This window comes from Rhizobium chutanense (genome assembly GCF_002531935.1).
Classification (GTDB): Bacteria; Pseudomonadota; Alphaproteobacteria; order Rhizobiales; family Rhizobiaceae; genus Rhizobium; species Rhizobium chutanense.
Genome location: NZ_NWSV01000023.1, coordinates 62,401 through 80,701 on the forward strand (window position 1 = coordinate 62,401; position 18,301 = coordinate 80,701).

At 62.4% G+C, this 18,301-nt stretch carries 18 protein-coding genes; 14 read left to right on the plus strand and 4 right to left on the minus strand.

What is annotated here, in order from left to right; translation table 11 throughout:
• Positions 1-77 precede the first annotated feature (77 nt).
• A complete protein-coding gene (locus tag CO666_RS25460; RefSeq protein ID WP_097614829.1) occupies positions 78-5,186 on the plus strand; it encodes a DEAD/DEAH box helicase family protein in 5,109 nt (1,702 codons plus the stop codon).
• 266 nt (positions 5,187-5,452) lie between these two features.
• Here CO666_RS25460 and CO666_RS25470 read toward each other — a convergent pair whose 3' ends face one another.
• Positions 5,453-5,656, minus strand: coding sequence for a hypothetical protein (locus CO666_RS25470; RefSeq protein WP_245436859.1), 204 nt, complete (start codon positions 5,654-5,656; stop codon positions 5,453-5,455).
• Positions 5,657-6,088: 432 nt separating this feature from the next.
• On the opposite strand from CO666_RS25470, the gene CO666_RS25475 reads away from it, so the two are divergent.
• The 6 genes from CO666_RS25475 (at position 6,089) to CO666_RS25510 (ending at position 12,264) form a co-directional block, all read left to right on the plus strand.
• Entirely contained in the window at positions 6,089-7,840 is a 1,752-nt protein-coding gene (locus CO666_RS25475; RefSeq protein WP_097614831.1) for a ParB N-terminal domain-containing protein, read from the plus strand.
• A gap of 96 nt (positions 7,841-7,936) precedes the next feature.
• Positions 7,937-8,413: a hypothetical protein gene (locus CO666_RS25480; RefSeq protein ID WP_097614832.1), complete on the plus strand. Its 477-nt coding sequence runs from the start codon at positions 7,937-7,939 to the stop codon at positions 8,411-8,413.
• Positions 8,410-9,297 carry a DUF7007 domain-containing protein gene (locus CO666_RS25485; RefSeq protein ID WP_097614833.1) on the plus strand — a complete coding sequence of 296 codons (888 nt, stop codon included), beginning with the start codon at positions 8,410-8,412 and terminating at the stop codon, positions 9,295-9,297. Before CO666_RS25480 ends, CO666_RS25485 begins: the two co-directional genes overlap by 4 nt.
• Entirely contained in the window at positions 9,297-9,641 is a 345-nt protein-coding gene (locus CO666_RS25490) for a hypothetical protein (protein ID WP_097614834.1), read from the plus strand. The genes CO666_RS25485 and CO666_RS25490 overlap by 1 nt, the downstream gene beginning before the upstream one ends.
• A 794-nt stretch (positions 9,642-10,435) precedes the next feature.
• Positions 10,436-11,023 (plus strand): hypothetical protein, encoded by a 588-nt coding sequence (locus tag CO666_RS25500; protein WP_097614836.1) that lies wholly within the window; start codon positions 10,436-10,438, stop codon positions 11,021-11,023.
• A 311-nt stretch (positions 11,024-11,334) separates the two neighbouring features.
• Positions 11,335-12,264 carry an ArdC family protein gene (locus tag CO666_RS25510; RefSeq protein ID WP_097614838.1) on the plus strand — a complete coding sequence of 310 codons (930 nt, stop codon included), beginning with the start codon at positions 11,335-11,337 and terminating at the stop codon, positions 12,262-12,264.
• 12 nt (positions 12,265-12,276) lie between these two features.
• Here the strand turns inward: CO666_RS25510 and CO666_RS34280 are convergent, their stop codons facing one another.
• Positions 12,277-12,450, minus strand: coding sequence for a hypothetical protein (locus CO666_RS34280; RefSeq protein WP_179869761.1), 174 nt, complete (start codon positions 12,448-12,450; stop codon positions 12,277-12,279).
• A 231-nt stretch (positions 12,451-12,681) separates the two neighbouring features.
• Here CO666_RS34280 and panD point away from each other — a divergent pair, with 231 nt between their 5' ends.
• The 6 genes from panD (at position 12,682) to CO666_RS34290 (ending at position 16,646) form a co-directional block, all read left to right on the plus strand.
• Positions 12,682-13,134 carry an aspartate 1-decarboxylase gene (gene panD / locus CO666_RS25515; protein ID WP_245436860.1) on the plus strand — a complete coding sequence of 151 codons (453 nt, stop codon included), beginning with the start codon at positions 12,682-12,684 and terminating at the stop codon, positions 13,132-13,134.
• 377 nt (positions 13,135-13,511) lie between these two features.
• Positions 13,512-13,820 (plus strand): DUF736 domain-containing protein, encoded by a 309-nt coding sequence (locus CO666_RS25525; protein WP_015084482.1) that lies wholly within the window; start codon positions 13,512-13,514, stop codon positions 13,818-13,820.
• A gap of 142 nt (positions 13,821-13,962) precedes the next feature.
• Entirely contained in the window at positions 13,963-15,018 is a 1,056-nt protein-coding gene (locus CO666_RS25530) for a Fic family protein (protein WP_097614840.1), read from the plus strand.
• A gap of 346 nt (positions 15,019-15,364) precedes the next feature.
• Positions 15,365-15,673, plus strand: a complete 309-nt coding sequence (locus CO666_RS25540; protein ID WP_097614841.1) for a DUF736 domain-containing protein — start codon at positions 15,365-15,367, stop codon at positions 15,671-15,673.
• A gap of 312 nt (positions 15,674-15,985) precedes the next feature.
• The gene (locus CO666_RS34285; RefSeq protein WP_179869762.1) at positions 15,986-16,150 is read left to right on the plus strand and encodes a hypothetical protein; all 165 of its coding nucleotides are present in this window, start codon (positions 15,986-15,988) and stop codon (positions 16,148-16,150) included.
• 322 nt (positions 16,151-16,472) lie between these two features.
• Positions 16,473-16,646, plus strand: a complete 174-nt coding sequence (locus CO666_RS34290) for a hypothetical protein (protein WP_179869763.1) — start codon at positions 16,473-16,475, stop codon at positions 16,644-16,646.
• 59 nt (positions 16,647-16,705) lie between these two features.
• On the opposite strand, the gene CO666_RS25545 is transcribed toward CO666_RS34290, so the two are convergent.
• A complete protein-coding gene (locus CO666_RS25545; RefSeq protein WP_097614864.1) occupies positions 16,706-17,008 on the minus strand; it encodes a WGR domain-containing protein in 303 nt (100 codons plus the stop codon).
• Positions 17,009-17,456: 448 nt separating this feature from the next.
• On the opposite strand from CO666_RS25545, the gene CO666_RS25550 reads away from it, so the two are divergent.
• A complete protein-coding gene (locus CO666_RS25550; RefSeq protein ID WP_097614842.1) occupies positions 17,457-17,771 on the plus strand; it encodes a hypothetical protein in 315 nt (104 codons plus the stop codon).
• A 56-nt stretch (positions 17,772-17,827) separates the two neighbouring features.
• Here CO666_RS25550 and CO666_RS25555 read toward each other — a convergent pair whose 3' ends face one another.
• Entirely contained in the window at positions 17,828-18,223 is a 396-nt protein-coding gene (locus CO666_RS25555) for an NUDIX domain-containing protein (RefSeq protein WP_245436861.1), read from the minus strand.
• Positions 18,224-18,301 lie beyond the last annotated feature (78 nt).

Here is an 18,301-nt window from a genome sequence, read left to right on the forward strand (position 1 = left end):
AAAACCCTGAGCGTCCTTCAGTCCCGCAAGTGCTTCCCGCGGGGTGATGACGCTCGCCTATCTGCGAGGAAAATTTCATGAGCAACGATCCCTTCACTCACGACATGTTCGGCAGCAGCGCGCTGTCATCAGGCCTTGGCCTGGGTGTCACAGCGTTCGGCGGCTTCGAGCCGGTCGCTGCCAATGACGACGACCCCGAACCGCCGCCGCCCTCTCCTGCCCCCGCTTTGCCGGCCGCGGCGATTGAACGTCCGGCGCCCCGGCGGCAAGGCAACCGGTGCAACTTCTACCTCGATGATGCAGATCGAGGCTTGGCCGTATCCTGGAAGGATCGCGCCCGCGCCAATGTTGCGGCAATCCTGATCGCGAACAACATCGAGAAGCAGGATCGACCAGCCACGCCGAAGGAGCAGGCGCAACTCGTCCGTTTCACCGGCTTCGGCGCGAGCGAACTGGCAAACGGGATGTTCCGCCGCCCCGGGGAAGTCGATTTCCGGACCGGGTGGAGCGAGCTCGGCGGCTCGCTCGAAAGCGCTGTTTCGGACGCCGATTACACGTCGCTCGCCCGCTGCACGCAATATGCCCATTTTACGCCGGAGTTCATCATCCGGGCAATCTGGACGGGCTTGCAGCGCATGGGCTGGCGTGGCGGCCGCGTGCTCGAGCCCGGTATCGGCACGGGCCTATTTCCAGCTCTGATGCCGGCGGCGTTCCGGGACAGGACCTTCGTCACCGGCGTCGAACTCGATCCTGTCACTGCCCGGATCGTCAAGCTGCTGCATCCGAAGGCCCGCATCATCAACGGCGACTTTGCCCGCACCGATCTGGCGCCGATCTATGATCTCGCGATCGGCAATCCACCCTTCTCCGACCGGACCGTCCGGTCTGACCGAACCTATCGCTCGCTCGGTCTACGGCTGCACGACTACTTCATCGCCCGATCGATCGACCACCTGAAGCCTGGCGCCTTTGCCGCCTTCGTCACCAGCTCCGGAACGATGGACAAGGCGGATGCGACAGCGCGCGAGCACATTGCCAAGACCGCCGACCTGATCGCCGCGATTCGATTGCCGGAAGGCAGCTTCCGCGCCGACGCCGGCACGGATGTCGTGGTCGATCTTCTCTTCTTCCGCAAGCGTAAGGCCGGCGAAGCCGAGAACGATCTGTCATGGCTCGATCTCGAGGAGGTGCGCCCCGAAAGCCAAGGCGAGGGTGCAATTCGCGTGAACCGTTGGTTCGCGCGGCATCCCGAATTCGTGCTCGGCGATCATGCTCTCACCTCCGGACCCTTTGGCGAAACCTACACCTGCCTGCCCCGCGCCGGCGAGGACCTGCAGGCGTTTCTGGAGGGGGCCATCCGGCGCCTCCCCGAAGGCTGCTATGACGGCGAGCCGACCGCAATCGACATCGACCTCGAGGATGAGCTTGGCGAGATCGTCGATCTTCGCCCAGGCGACGCCAAGGTCCGTGAGGGTAGCTTCTTCATCGACATCAGGCGCGGTCTCATGCAGATGGTCGACGGCGCACCCATCGAAGTCAAAGTCCGCAAGGGGCGCACCGGTGACGGCATCCTGGAAAAACACGTCGGCATCATCAAGAAGCTGATCCCGATCCGCGATGCCGTGCGCGAGGTACTGAAGGCCCAGGAGCGGGATCGTCCGTGGCGGGATCTGCAGGTTCGGCTGCGCATCGCCTGGTCGAGCTTCGTACGCGACTTCGGCCCGATCAACCACACCACGGTCTCTATCAGCGAGGATGAAGAAACCGGCGAGGTGCGCGAAACCCACCGCCGCCCCAACCTGCAACCCTTCCTCGACGATCCCGATTGCTGGCTGGTCGCCTCGATCGAGGATTACGACCTCGACACCGATACGGCGAAACCAGGCCCGATCTTCTCCGAACGGGTCATCGCGCCGCCTGCCCCGCCAGTCATCACCAGTGCCGCGGACGCGCTGGCCGTGGTGCTCAACGAACGTGGTCGCGTCGACGTCGAGCATATCGCCGAACTGCTGCACAGACACGCCGATGCGGTCGCCGACGAACTCGGCGATGCGATCTTCCGGGATCCCGCCGATGGCTCCTGGCAGACGGCGAACGCCTATCTCGCTGGCGCGGTCCGCACCAAGCTCGCGGTCGCCGAAGCCGCCGCGGCGCTCGATCCAGCCTACGAGCGCAACGTCCGCGCGCTTCAGGCGGTTCAGCCGGCCGACCTTCGCCCCTCCGACATCACCGCGCGCCTCGGGGCGCCGTGGATCCCGGCGAGCGACGTCGTGGCTTTCGTCAAGGAAATGATGGGCGCCGAGATCAGGATCCATCATATGCCTGAGCTTGGGAGCTGGACCGTGGAGGCACGGCAGCTCGGATTTAGCGCCGCCGGCACATCCGAATGGGGCACCAGCCGCCGCGACGCTGGCGAACTGCTGGCCGATGCGCTGAACAGCCGCGTGCCGCAGATCTTCGACGTCTTCAAGGACCTCAATGGCGAGCGGCGTGTCCTGAACGTCGTGGATACCGAAGCCGCGCGCGACAAGCTGCAGAAAATCAAGGAAGCCTTCCAGAACTGGGTCTGGACCGATCCCGATCGCACCGACCGGCTGGCGCGGGTCTATAACGACCGGTTCAACAACCTCGCGCCAAGACGTTTCGACGGCTCGCATCTCAAACTTCCCGGCGCCTCAGGCGCCTTTGTTCTTTATGGGCACCAGAAACGCGGCATCTGGCGGATCATCTCCTCCGGCTCGACCTATCTTGCCCATGCCGTCGGTGCCGGCAAGACGATGACGATGGCAGCAAGCGTCATGGAGCAGCGCCGCCTGGGGCTGATCGCCAAGGCGATGCTCGTGGTCCCCGGCCATTGCCTGGCACAAGCGGCGCGCGAGTTCCTGGCGCTCTACCCGAATGCCCGCATTCTCGTTGCCGATGAGACGAATTTCACCAAGGATAAGCGGGCGCGCTTTCTGAGTCGCGCCGCGACCGCGACCTGGGACGCGATCATCATCACGCACTCCGCCTTCAGGTTCATCGCTGTGCCGTCTGCCTTCGAACAACAGATGATCCACGATGAGCTGGAGCTCTACGAGGATCTCCTGACCAAGGTCGACAGCGAGGACCGCGTCTCGCGCAAGCGCCTCGAGCGGCTGAAGGAAGGCTTGCAGGAACGTCTGGAAGGGCTTGCGACCCGAAAGGACGATCTGCTGACCATCTCCGAGATCGGCGTCGACCAGATCATCGTCGATGAAGCCCAGGAGTTCCGCAAGCTTTCCTTCGCGACCAACATGTCGACGTTGAAGGGCATCGATCCGAACGGCTCGCAGCGCGCCTGGGATCTCTATGTGAAGTCCCGGTTCCTCGAAACGAAGAATCCGGGCCGCGCCCTGGTGCTCGCTTCCGGAACGCCGATCACCAACACTCTCGGCGAGATGTTCTCGATCCAGCGCCTGCTCGGCCACGAGGCCCTCGCCGAGCGCGGCCTGCACGAATTCGATGCCTGGGCGTCCTGCTTCGGCGATACGACGACCGAGCTGGAGATTCAGCCGTCGGGCAAATACAAGCCTGTCAGCCGCTTCGCGAGCTTCGTCAATGTCCCGGAACTGATCGCCATGTTCCGGGCCTTTGCCGATGTCGTCATGCCGGCGGATCTCCGCGAATACGTCAAGGTGCCGGATATCTCCACCGGCCGGCGGCAGATCCTCACCGCCAAGCCGACGCCGGCGTTCAAGGCCTATCAGCAGATCCTCGATGCCCGCATCAAGGCGATCGAGATGCGCGAGGGACCGGCGCAGCCCGGCGACGATATCCTGCTCTCGGTCATCACCGACGGCCGCCATGCGGCGATCGATCTGCGCCTTGTGATGCCGGCGAACGACAATGAGGAGGATAACAAGCTCAACCTCCTCGTCCGCAATGCCTTTCGGATCTGGCAGGAGAGCGCCGACAGCACCTATCTCCGGCCGGACGGCAAACCCTTCGAGCTGCCCGGCGCCGCGCAGATGATCTTCAGCGATCTCGGCACGATCAATGTCGAGAAAACCCGCGGCTTTTCCGCTTACCGCTGGATCCGTGACGAGCTCGTTCGGCTCGGCGTTCCCCCGTCCGAAATCGCCTTCATGCAGGACTACAAGAAGACCGAGGCCAAGCAGCGGCTGTTCGCCGACGTGCGCGCCGGCCGGGTTCGGTTCCTGATCGGCTCGTCGGAGACGATGGGAACGGGCGTCAACACCCAGCTCCGGCTCAAGGCGCTTCATCACCTCGACGTACCGTGGCTGCCGTCGCACATCGAGCAGCGCGAAGGCCGCATTGTCAGGCAGGGCAACCAGCACGATGTGGTGGACATTTTCGCCTATGCCACGGAGGGTAGCCTCGACGCTTCCATGTGGCAGAACAACGAGCGCAAGGCGCGCTTCATTGCGGCGGCGCTCAGCGGCGACACTTCGATCCGCCGGCTCGAAGACTTCGGTGAAGGGCAGGCCAACCAGTTCGCCATGGCCAAGGCCATTGCCTCCGGCGACGAGCGGCTGATGCAGAAAGCGGGTCTCGAAGCCGATATAGCGCGACTGGAACGGTTGCGCGCCGCCCATGACGATGACCAGTATGCAGTGCGCCGGCAGATACGTGATGCGGAACGTGACATCGAGGCGTCGACTCGACGCATCGGCGAGATCGGCCAGGATATCGGTCGGCTCGTTCCGACCGCCGGCGATGCCTTCGCGATGACCGTGCTGGGCAAGGTCCACCATGAGCGCAAGGAGGCTGGTCGCGCGCTGATGAAGGAAATTCTCACGCTCCTCCAGCTCCAGCAAGAGGGCGAGGTTCACCTCGCATCCATCGGCGGCTTCGATCTGGTCTACGAGGGCGAGCGCGTCGGAAAGGGCGATGGGTATCGCTACACAACCACGCTCCAGCGTACATACGCGGACTACGAGATCGATCTTGCGGTTACCGTGACGCCGCTCGGCGCCATCTCTCGCCTCGAGCATGCGCTCGACGGGTTCGAGGAGGAACGCGAGCGTTATCGCCATCGCCTCGATGATGCGCACCGGCGGCTCGTCTCCTATCGCTCGCGCGAAGGCGGCACTTTCGCCTTCGCCGACGAACTTGCCGAAAAGCGCCGACAGCTTCGTGACGTCGAGGAGGCTCTTGCAGCCGCGTCAGTTCAGAACGACGATGCCCCGGCGGAGGCTGCTTGATCTGAGGCATCGGTTTTGATGCAACGCAGCAATTGCATAGCTGCATCGCACAATATTTGTTTTCCTTCCGCCCGAATTTTGAGCATAGTGCTCACAGCTGATGCACATGGCGGATTTCCTCCCAGTGCCGCCGCAGCAGCTGTTCCCCTCTGGAGGTTTAAATTACCTTCACATCTATAGGGCCCGAGTTTTCTCGTGGCCCTCTTTTTTTGTCCTGATTTCCGTTTTTCGATCTGACGACCATGACGATCGCGTCGGCGTCGGCTTCACCGCGCTCGGGAAATCAACGCGACGCGCTCCATCGTTTCGATCAGCCGCGCGCTCATATCCTCCGGGTCGTTCAGGACGGTCACGAAGTCGGAAAGGGTCGGATCCCTCAAGCCGACTTTGTAGATCGCAATTCCGGCATCCACATTCGCACTGATCTGTCTCAACCCGTCGAAGTGCTCGGACGCCTCTTGCTGGGCCATTCCCAAGGTCTCGGTGAAGGCCAGAATCTCGTCTGTTCCCGGAACGACCTGAAAGGCAAATATCTCATTTGGGATCGTGCATCGGGACCTCCTGGAGCAGTGCTCAGCCTATGACGCCTTTCCCGTTGCTGTGAACTAGCAAAAGTGTGAGCGGCCGCGTCCCGAAGGAGGGAGGACAAAAAGAAGGAGGAGGGAAACGAAACCGGTCGCAGATCGGTCCGACCGTCGCCGCTTGCGCTCAATCGCCGCCTCCGCATCCCGGCCACTCGTCCCGCGCAGGGCTGTCAGCCCGCTTGTCCTTCGCAGCAGGGACGCTCGGCCGCAGTTGCGCCGGTCCGCCCGCCCTGCGGTCCCGGAGGTGTCTTCGAAGAAATGAAGACAGGAAGGACCGGCAAGAGAGCCGCGTCCCGCATCCCGGAAGAGGAAAATCCCATGCACATCATGAAGGTCGATCCGCGCTCGTTGAAGGACAACCCGGACAACACCCGCCAGTCGAAATCCACACCGCAGGCCGATGCCCTGTTGCTTGCCACCATCAAAGCCGTCGGCATCATCCAGCCGCCCGTCATCTTTGCCGAGGTCGGTGGTGGGAACGGCTACGTCATCGAAGCTGGCCATAGGCGCACCCGCATGGCGATCGCCGCAGGCCTTGAGGAAATCGAGGTTCTTGTCGTCGAAGCCGCCAACGACAATGGCGCCATGCGGTCGATGGTCGAGAACATCGCCAGGGAGCCGCTGAACCCCGTCGATCAGTGGCGCGGGATTGAACGCCTGATCGCACTCGATTGGACCGAGGAAGCAATTGCAGTCGCGCTCGCCCTGCCCGTCCGGCAGATTCGCAAGTTGCGTCTGCTTGCCAACGTCTTGCCCGCAATGCTCGATCAGATGGCGCTCGGCGATATGCCGAACGAGCAGCAGCTTCGAACGATCGCAGCAGCACACCTCGACGAACAAAAGGAAGTCTGGAAGGCGCAGAAGCCGAAGAAGGGCCAACCTGCCACGTGGTTCCAGATCGCCAACGCGCTGAGCAAAACCCGCATGTATGCCAAGGATGCAAGCTTCGGCGACGATCTCAGGGAAGCCTACGGCATCGAATGGATCGAGGATCTGTTTGCTCCTGCAGACGAGGACAGCCGCTACACCACCAATGTCGAAGCCTATCTCGGCGCCCAGCAGGAGTGGATGACGAACAATCTGCCCAAGAAGGGCGTGATCGCCGAGGTCACGCAATGGGGCGAGGCGAAACTGCCGCAGAAGGCAAGCCGCGTCTATGGCAAGCCGAGCAAGGGCGACCACACCGCCATGTATCTGGATCGGAACGGCAAGGTTCAAACCGTCCACTACCGCATGCCGGAGGAGATGAAGACCGCGGGCAAGGGAGCCGTCGTTGGAGGTGGTGCCACCGCTGGCAACGATGTGATCGACGCGCCGAAACAACGTCCGGATGTCACGCAAAAGGGCCACGACATGATCGGCGACCTCAGGACCGACGCGCTGCACGAGGCGCTCGCCCGGGCACCGATCGAGGACGATACGTTGATGGCGCTCCTCGTGATTGCCTTCGCCGGCTTGAACGTCCGGGTCGACTCCGGGGCAAACGACACCGTCTTCGGTGCGAAGCGGTTCGCACGCCATGCGGTTCGGCTGCTCGCCGGCGACGGCAAGCTCTCCTTCGACATCGACACATTGCGGGTTGCCGCGCGCTCCATGCTGATCGATGTGCTCTCTTGCCGCCGCGGCATGTCGAACAGCGGTATCGTCTCGCGCATCGCCGGCGAGGCCATCGGTGCCGATGGATATCTTCCGAATATGGGCACGGAGGACTTCCTGCTTTGCCTGTCGCGGCAGGCGCTCGAGGCGTCGTGCAAGGATGCCGCGGTTCTGCCGCGCCCGAAGGTCCGCGAGACCCGCTCAGCACTCGTCGAGCACTTCAGGAAGGGGCACTTCGTCCACCCGGCAGCCCTGTTCACGCCTGATCCAAGGGAGCTTGCCGACCTGATCAAGAAAGGCGAGATCGTCGAAGAGGAGGACACCGTCACCACTGGAGATGCGACGGATGGTCTTGGTGAACTCGCGGACGACAGCGCCGCCGGCGAGGCCGCCAATCTCGACGCCCCCGATCCGGAGGCCGGTGACGACGCTGCTGACGAGGACGAAACCGCTTACGGCATTGCGGCCGAATAGCCGCCCTCCCCTTCCTGTCCGATCGACACCACGCCGCCGGCCATCACCGGCGGCAGTTTTGTTTCCATCAACCGCAGAATTTCAAGGAGATGTCTGATGTCTGCGTCCCTGATCTACGACCTCGCCCCGATCGGCTCCATCGTCGCCTGGTCCGACGGCACACCGCGCCCGCCCGAGCGTTTCAAGAAGAAGCTCGCGGCCTGGCAGACCCGCAACAGCAAGGGCTGCCTGATCCGCAAGGAGGGTCCGCGCCAATCCGGAAACTACGCCTCGCCGGGCTATTTCACGCTGCATGAAGCGGATTTCGGCGGCAAGAATACCGTCGTCATCCGCATTCACCGAACCTTCGGTCTCGATTCCGATCTCAGCTTCAAGGTTCTCGAACGCCCCACACTCGGCTCGATCCGCATCTTCGATCGCGCCGGTGCGAACGCGGAGCTTGTCCATCTCGCCGACAAGCGCGAGGCGGCAACGGCCTGGCTCAAAGAGCATGGATACCCGAACGCTGTCCTGGAAGAGGTGACCGCCGACGAGGTTGCTGCCGCTCACGTTGAAGGGAGGGTTGCCGCATGAGGACCTCTGATCTCCAGCACGAACTGGCCTCGCTTTCAGGGGATCTGGGCGTGGAATTCGGCGTCAGCGCCGACGGCTTTCCGGTCGCCAGGATCGCCGATACCCTCCTGGCAATGGTGCCGGCGCGCGATGGCGCCAGCTTCCTCGCGAGCGGCTGGCGCCTTACTCGCCCACTGTCAGAGCTGATGCGTGGCGATTTCCACGGTCACCACGGCCGCCTCGATGATGAGGCAGAGTTTCGCGCGCGTGTGTTCGAGACCGCGCGGCACAGCCATGAACTATCCGCGCTCGGGCGGATCCAGATCCGCATGGTGGCGACTACGCCATGGGGTCCGTCGCAACTCGCGACGATCTATGCCGAGGGGATCGTCTCCCATATGACGGCCGGTCATGGTGGGTTTCATCTGTCGGCCGAGCGGAATCTGCGGGTGTCTTCCCTATTGCGAAAATCCTCGCCCTGGTACGAGGAGGATGCCGAATGGGCCATCGTCGCTCATACCTTCCCGGACCTGTTCACGGCCTACGAGCGCAAATGTGCGGACGAGACGATCCGCAACAGCTGGCCGTCCGCCTGGGAGGAGATCCACGGCCGCGAACTCGCGCCCGGCCAATCCTGGACAAAGGACCGGGAAGCCTTCGAGCGCAAGCATGCCGGCGACTGGATCGCGATCTCCGCGATCTTTTCCAACCAGCACGCCGACATGACAGAGGTTGTCGCCACACGGGGCGGGCGGCGCGATGGGCGGGCGGAAGAGATCCGCTTTCTCGTGCCCCGCGCCGAATATGCCGCGCGTGACCGTTTCGGTTTCGTCATCGATCCCGACCGTCACGATCCCTATGACGGCCCTTCCAGTTTTGTGGGTTGGCAAGGGAGGGTTGCGTGATGACTTCAAAGCCAATCCATCATGTACAACTGTCGCGTATGGAAGAAGCGCGACGGCAGACGCAGCGCCAGTTGAAACTGATCGATCGCCAGGTCTTGCGCCGGATCACATCGTTCCTGCCGCAGCTCGCACGCCGGCAAACAGGATATCGGCGCGGGAAGTCACCGGATACCGGTTCGTTCCTCGAACGCTATCGCAATAATCTCGCCGCCCTGACGGCGGAGCGTCAGCCGGAAGTTGATGCGCTGACACGAAAGTTGGCCCGGCAGGATGCTGCGATAGCTGCCTTTCGAACACGGTTCGAACCCGTTGGCGACGTGGCTCAGCCACGAGAGGAGGTCTAGCCCTATGGGAACGATCGGAGACCTCGAACTGAGAGCCGGCATTGGGCCATCGCCCGCGGAGCGCACCGCGTTTTGGCAGCAGTTTCACCACCTCGACGGACAGGCGTGCCTCGATGCGGGCGTGGCGGAGCTCAGGCGCAGGATCGCCGCGAAGGAGGGCCTAACTGAAACTGCCCCGAGTAAGCGGCGCGGTGTTCCGAAACGCGAGCGCCTTCCTCCCTCGACCGCTGAACAGGAGACAGCGCTCCAGGCCTATGCCGCGAGACACGGGCGTCGCTGGAAAAGCATCCTGAACAACGTCTGGATGGGTGGCGCGCCCTATGACGATGGCGGGACACTCCGCGGTCTTCGAAACACGCACGGTCCGACATGGCTGCAATCTTATCGGCTGGCTAAGTCGAAACCTTCGGCCGAGACCGTCATTGCGCCAGTTGAGCCTAAGGCGAGTTCGGGAGGTGAGGACATGTAGCGTCCCCGCCAGCCATCCTCCTTTCAACACCTGGTTGGACCGGACCCGTGCCGGTTTGCCCTTCGGTTTTGCTGCGGTCTGAACCAGCGGCCGGTCGTTTCAAGGCCGCGTTCCGCGCCGCGGGGCGGCCGGAAACCGCCGTCCTTCACGGAGCAGGCTCGCGGGCGTCGCAGGGCAGGATGCCCCGCTAGCCCGCAACCCGGCTCCGCTCTGCCTGTCGCCTCCGGACCTTGAAATTCCCGTCTTCCGCCGGTTCGGGGCGACCGCACCGAAGGGCAAGCCGGCACGGGGCCGGAGCCGCTTCGAGGTTGGAAAGGAAGAAATCATGGCAAAGCCCCCTACCTCCCCTCGTCAGTCCGCCCGCGTCGTCGCGCTGCGCAAGGGCGCAACCCTCGAAATGGTCCGACTCACGTGCCCCGACAGTGCCCAGGCGCTGAAGATCGCCGAGAGCTTCGGAACCGCGATCGTCGACAGCGACGGAATCCGCGATCTCCATGAGCGCCTCATCTCCGAGACGGCCGATGCTCTGAGCGATGGCCTCGGCGAAAAGGCCATGCAGATCCATCTGCAGCGGATCGTCGGCGCTTTCGTCGGCTCCGCCCACGGCGCGGGCCAGTTCTACAGCCGCGCCGTCACCGAGGCGCGGGATGCGACGGCCAAGGCCGCCAACGATGCCCGTGACGAGGACCTCGACGGCCCAGTCGGCTACGACAGTGCAGCCCAGCGCAGACGCGAGTTCGCCGCCGACATGGGCGTGCAGGCGCATGCCCTTCGGATGGCGGCCGAGGGCGCCGTTGCAGCATACAAGCACATCGTTGGCGAGACCTGGAAGCCCTTCGATCGGCCCGTCGAAAACCCAGGTCACTCTCTCGATCGCAAGGCGGCCGAAGCACAGATATCGGCCTTCGACTAAGTGCTTCTCCGGCGGGGCTTCGGCTCCGCCTTTTCCATGGCGAGGGCAAGCGTGCCGATCCTCGCCACCGCGGACGAGTTCAGCTTGAGCGACCTCGACACTACCTCTTGAATCTGACGAAGGATGACGCCGAGCGGCACGTCGCAACCCCGTCCGGCTTTGGCCCTGGTGGAGCGAGGCGCTCGGGCAACGGCTTCGCCGTCCTCCACGTCCGTTCCGGCCTTCCGGTGCCCTCACGCCTTTCCGCTCCGCCTTTGGACCGCCGTGACGGGGTCGCGATCGGCGCGACCTCCTTGAAATGGAGGTTTGAAATGAGCAGGAAGGACGAAGGCCCACGCGCCGACATCTACACGCGGATCACCGACAAGATTATCGAGGATCTGGAGAAAGGAGTTCGCCCGTGGATGCAGCCGTGGAACGCCGCACACACCGAGGGTCGGATAACGCGGCCGCTGCGCCACAACGGCCAGCCCTATTCGGGCATGAACGTTCTCCTCCTGTGGTCCGAGGGGATGGCGAGAGGTTTTACCTCACCAATGTGGATGACCTTCAAGCAGGCGCTGGAACTCGGCGCTGCGGTTCGCAAGGGCGAAACCGGCTCGACCGTCGTGTTCGCCAGCCGCTTCACCAAGTCGGAGACCGACCGCAACGGCAACGATGTCGACCGAGAGATTCCCTTCCTGAAGGCGTATTCCGTTTTCAACGTTGACCAGATCGACGGTCTGCCGGACCATTACCATCATCGCCCGGCACCGGACCTCGATCCGCTTGAGCGGATCGAGATTGCCGATCGCTTCTTCCGTAACACCGGGGCAGTCGTCCGGCACGGCGGATCGCAGGCCTATTACTCCCCGGTGACCGACCACATCCAGATGCCGCATTTGGAGATCTTCCGCGACGCGGCTTCCTACGTGGCGACGAAGAGTCATGAGGTAACCCACTGGACGGCAAATCCTCGACGAGTCGGCCGCGATCTCAGCCGATATTCGAAGGATAAGAGCGCGCGCGCCCGCGAAGAGTTGATTGCCGAACTTGGCAGCTGCTTCCTTTGCGCTGACCTCGGCATCGTCCCCGAACTGGAGCCAAGGCCCGATCACGCCTCGTACCTTCAGTCCTGGCTCACCGTCCTTTCGAATGACAGACGGGCCATCTTCCAGGCGGCGGCGCATGCGCAGCGCGCCGTCAGCTATCTTCACGGGCTGCAGCCATCTGAGGACGGTAGCGATAAGGTGGCGGCATAGGGCAGTTTTGAATCAGGGGCGGTCGTCAACGTTGACGGCCGTCTGCTTCATTAACTCTCGTTCGGTTTGCCGATCCTCATTCTGTCCGAGGTCCAACTTGCCCCAGATCGATGGCTTTTTGACATCGGACTTGGGTTTGCGGGAAATCTTCTTTTCGACGATGAACGGCTTAGCCTGCTGGCGCATGAATTCTCCTGAACGACGAATCGTGCCTGAACGATATCGTGCGCACGATCGAACGCAACTCGCTGTAGTCTTATACCAATGGTTTCGGAAGCATGACGTCCGGCGCTGTTGGCGACATAGCCCTGTGCAGGTTGTTTGTTGGAAGAGCAGTTCGCCACATAGGTTCTTGCGGAATGCTGCGTCGCACAAATATAGGTGGGGATGCAATATATCTACTGGAGAGGGCAGGCCGTGGAAAAGTATGTGGGTGCGAAGCTGCATGGCATTCGGGTGACCGACGCAAAGCTGAACTACCATGGCTCGATCACGATTGATGCCGACTTCTGCCGGGAGGTCGGGCTGAAACCGCTCGAGTATGTAGAGATCTGGAACAAGATGTCCGGCGCGCGGATCAGCACCTACGTGCTTTACGGCGATCCCGGTTCCAAATGCTGCATTCTCAATGGCGCCGCCGCCCGCACCTGCCAGCAAGGTGACGAGATTATCATCGCATCCAGCGTCTTTTGCGAAGTCGATGACATCATCAAGCTCAGGCCACGCGTTCTGGTCTTCGGAGAAGGCAACGAAGTCATCGACAGGATCACTTACGAGGTCTTTCGCCGTGCAGACAATTCTCTCGATATGGCCGTGAGCTCCGAGCTTTCCGACAATAGCTACGGATTTCCGGCTTCCATTTCCGGATAGCATTGATGCAGTCGGCGGGGGTCCCTGGACGTTTGCCGATATGGATTGCCGCCGCACCGTTTTCGACAATTGCCGCTGGCCCTCGACGGGAACCATTGCCACGTGCCTTCGCCTGACGTTAGCGGCGCTCCATTTGCGGGCTCGATGAGGCATGTCTGACCGGAGAACGGCTTCGCCTCGATCGTCCTCCCGCAACGGCCATCGGAAACTTTCTTCCCCTGTCGGCTCCGCCGCCATTCCTTGCGCGGCAACAAAGTTCCTCCGGCCGCCCTCCATTTCATTCCGGCCCCTTGGGTGCGGTCCGATCGTCCCCGGTCCTTGCGACAGCCATCGAGGCCGCAATGGCGCGGCCCGAAACAGCAAAAGGAACTTGGACAATGGCTACCATCGGCACCTTCACCTCCACCGAAAACGGCTTCTCCGGCTCGATCCGCACCCTCGCCCTCAACGTCAAGGCCCGCATCGCCCGCGTCGAAAACCCCTCCGACAAGGGTCCGCACTTCCGCATCTACGCCGGCAATGTCGAGCTCGGCGCCGCCTGGCAGAAGACCTCCGAGCAGGGCCGCGACTACCTCTCGGTCAAGCTCGACGACCCGAGCTTCCCCGCTCCGATCTACGCGACGCTGGCCGAAGTCGAGGGTGAAGACGGCCTGCAGCTGATCTGGTCGCGCCCCAACCGCGACTGAGATCCTCGAGGCTCCGCCCACCGGGCGGGGCCTCTCCCGCTCCAACTTTTTCCGTCCATTCTTCCTTATTGGATGAAAATGGATGGAAAAATGGAGCCCGTTGTGCCATATCCCATTCGGATGGAAACGGATGGGATAATGGATGACGGCCCTTGATCTCGCGACATTGCGTATCACGCCTGAGATCCTGTCGTTGATCGCCGAGATCGACGAATTCAAAGGTGCGTGGCGAGCGCTCGGTCGTATCGCGCCAGACCGGCTCTCCAGCCTGCGGCGTGTCGCGACGATCGAAAGCATCGGATCGTCGACCCGTATCGAGGGCGCAAAACTAAGCGACCGCGAAGTCGAGAGGCTGCTCTCGAACCTCCGTATCGGCTCGTTCACCAGCCGAGACGAACAGGAGGTCGGAGGCTATGCCGAGGTGATGGAAACGATCTTCTCCGCCTTCGACGCCATCCCGCTTGACGAAAATCACATCCGCCAGCTCCATCGGGATCTGCTCGCTCACTCGACGAAGGACGAGCGACACAGGGGAAACTGGAAAACCCTTGCCAACAACGTCGAAGCCTTCGACGAGGATGGGCGAAGCCTGGGCGTCGTCTTCGCGACGGCATCCCCCTTCGATACGCCGGGCCGGATGTCGGAGCTGGTGTCCTGGCAACGGGCCCAGGAGAAGGATGGCACCTTCCACCCGCTGCTCATCGTCGCTGTTTTCGTTGTGGTCTTTCTGGAAATCCATCCTTTCCAGGACGGCAATGGCCGCCTGTCGCGAGCCTTGACCACTTTGCTGCTCCTTCGGGCCGGCTATACCTACGTGCCCTACAGCTCTCTGGAAAGCGTTGTCGAGCAGAACAAGGAAGCCTATTACCTCGCCCTTCGTCGAACGCAGGGCACGATCCGGACAGACCAGCAGGACTGGAATCCATGGGTCGAGTTTTTCCTCCGGAGCCTGCAGCGCCAGAAGCAGCGGCTCGAGCGCAAGATCGAGCGTGAACGCATCCTCCTGGGCGATCTGCCGGAGCTGTCGGTTGCGATCCTCGAACTGGCGCGTGAGCGCGGGCGCGTTACGGTGATGGATGCGGCCAAGGCCACAGGCGCAAGCCGCAACACCGTTAAGGATCATCTTCGGGCGTTGACCGATGAGGGGCATCTGACCCTTCATGGAGCGGGTCGTGGGACCTGGTACGGCTTGAGCTGAAGCCGGAGTAAATGGTCCGCCGATGCGCCGGGATCGGAGCTATGGCCCAGCTGCGCGACTGCCATTGTCACGTCCTTTGCCGGTTAATAGCGGCGCTCCATTCGCGGGCTCGATGAGGCATGTCTGACCGGAGAGCGGCTTCGCCTCGATCGTCCTCCCGCAACGGTTGTCCAGAACTTTCTTCCCCTGGCGGCTGTGCCGCCATTCCTCGCGCAGCAACAAAGTTCCTCCCGGCCGCCCTCCATTTCATTCCGGCCCCTTGGGTGCGGTCCGATCGTCCCCGGTCCTTCCGACAGCCATCGAGGCCGCAATGGAGCGGCCCGAAACAGCAAAAGGAACTTGGACAATGGCTACCATCGGCGTCTTCACCTCCACCGAAAACGGCTTCTCCGGCTCGATCCGCACTCTCGCCCTCAACGTCAAGGCCCGGATCGCCCGCGTCGAAAACCCCTCCGACAAAGGCCCCCACTTCCGCATCTACGCCGGCAATGTCGAGCTGGGTGCTGCCTGGCAGAAGACCTCCGAGCAGGGCCGCGACTACCTCTCGGTCAAGCTCGACGACCCGAGCTTCCCCGCTCCGATCTACGCGACGCTGGCCGAAGTCGAGGGCGAAGACGGCCTCCAACTCATCTGGTCACGGCCTAATCGCGACTGAGTTCGAGGCTCCGCCCACCGGGCGGAGCCTCTCCCGCCAAAGTGAGAAGCCGGAACCAGGCATCGAGCCAAGTTCCGGCTTTTTCGGTGCCATACGGAAACGGAGATAGCCGCTCAGATTTCCCGATAGTGCCGGGCCGGGCCGGCGGCATCAAGGACGGGGGTTCCCCCAATTTCGCGCCGCCGCCTGTGGCGCCAACACGAAATCGGCTCCCCCACCCGCCACCTCCGGCGGTCGCATTCGCGATCCCTGACCCCGCCATCCCGTCCCGCCCCGCGAGCTCGTCTTTCACGAACTCAAGGAGATGAGACCATGACGATCGAACAGCACATCGAAGAACTGCGCGCTGAGTTGAACAACGCATGCGACGCGGCCGAGCGCCGCCAGATCGAGGGAGAGCTCGAACTTGCACGGGCCGAGCTCGCCGTGCAACTGGCCGAGCAGGTCGGCGCCGCCGAGGCCGAACCGCCCTTCTGAGGCGGCTTCTCTCCTCGTTTCAAGGTCGAGCTTCGTTCGCCAATCACCTTCCCCGATTCCAGCGCTCCCGCCCGAGGAGCAGCGCGTCGTCGCATCTCTCCTTTCGACACAGCTGTCATCTCTATCAGGGGATGTTGCAGCCCTTGCGTCATGCCACAACCTTGCGCCGCCAGAATTTTCCCCGCCGCATGCGGCTCCTCGCCCAATCAAAATTCAGGCGGCTCCAGGTTCTCCGCTTTCGCTTCGACCGTTCCGGTGCGGCCCTCCTTCCAGGTCTGCAGTCGATCCCCGCGATACCAGCAATTCGAACGGAGAACATACCATGCAACAACTCGCCAAATTCCTCGCAGCCACGGGCCGCCGGCTCGGCAATCTCGGCAAGGTGATCTGTCACTTCTTCCGCAAGGGAAAGCTCGGGCTGAAGGTCGCAATCAAGATCCCGTTCTTTGTCGAGATCGAGGTTTCGTTCGAGACCGACTGGAACCGGCGCGAATGACGCGCCATGGCCGCCCTCGGCGGCCCTTTTCTTCGTTCAGGCTGAGGCGTGATCGTTGGTCAGCTGAATGGCCGCTGGGCAATAGTTCTCGGTCGATAGCCGCGCGCCTTCTTCTGCCGTGTCAGGTCGAGGAACAGTCTGACGGCCTCTTCCTCCCGCCCGAAATGGTGGACCCTCATCTGCCCCGAGGTTCCGATCCTCCCCCAGCGTCGCGTCAGGCAGGTTTCCCCGAACAGCGACATGGAAATCTGCATGGCGTAGAAGCGAGCCATGTTCTTTTCGGCGTCAGTTCGCTCGATGTAGAGTTGGTAGGGTTGCGTGACCATGCCCATAGAGTCGCCGATCGCCGCCAGAGCGTCCAACGACATATGTGAATCGAACAATTGCGACCGATTCATTTCCGTGAAGAGTGGGATTCGGGCGAGGCGCCAAGGGCGCGCGGCTCTAGTCGCGCTGCGACCGGAGCCCGCGCGCGGTCTCCGCCCAGTCGGGTCACGATCCTCTCGCAGCAAGAAGCATGCCCCCTGTCAAAAATCGTTCTCCGGAGACAGCCGGAAGGTCTCATGGCCATCGGAGATGGCAAGCGGACGCGTCCCTTCAGGACGCGGTTCTATCTCTTTCTGACACCCATTTTGCACCCGCCGTTCCGGCGTCAAGGACATCGCGGCCCCTCCAATTTTCCCTGCACCGCAAGCGGTGCAAAGAAAATCGGCTCCTCCGCTCGCCGCACAGCGGCCGCGTTCCGCGGTCCCTGACCCCTCACGGGCTGCGGTGCGGACACTTTTCGTCAGAAACGAAAAGGAGACCCTGATGACAAAGCATCACATCACACAGCCGGTTAGCGAAAACCAGAAGCTGCCGGATCAACAGCCGGACTGGCTTGAAGACTTGCGCAGCAGTTTCGATGCGGAGGTGCATCTTCCCGCCGATATCTCGCGCGAGTTTCTGTCTGCGGCCCTGCTTTGGGCAATCGACAACAAGCTCGATTTCGGTTTGTTCAATGAGGGCGACAAGATCATCATCGCGCACTTCGGCGGTGATGAGATCTACCTCCCTTCGCGGTGGTCCGACAAACGATGGCATATCGGCATAGAGGACAAGGAGCCTTTCGACCCGGGCGATTGAGGTCGAGACCAGAGGCAGCCTTCCGCCTCTGGTCCTTCCGCCTGTTTCCGAGCGGACTACCGGGAGCCTGGAAACAGAAGCTCCATCGGATAGGGAAGAGCGAGCTCTGGCATTTCATCGAAGGACGTGTATTTCAGGCTTATCGTCTCGGTGTCCGTCCAACCGCCAGGTTCTCCGCTCGTCAAGCATTTGAACAGCACGACCAGATATTCGACCTGATCTCCATTCGGATAGGTGTATCGAAACTCGCTGCCCCCGAACACCGCCAGAACCTCGGTGTGGACAACGGCGAGCCCGGTTTCTTCGAAAACTTCACGCGCGATCGCCTGCTCCGGCGTTTCACTCGGTTCTATGGCTCCGGCCGGCAGGCTCCACCCCTGGCCGGCCCCCTTCTGCTGCAGGAGGAGCCTGCCTTCCGTATCCGAAATCACCGCCGCTACCGCCGGCAGCATGATGAGCTGAGAACCGATTTTAGCGCGAAGCGACCCTATGTAATCTGACGACATTTACAGCCCATATGCATTTCCTGA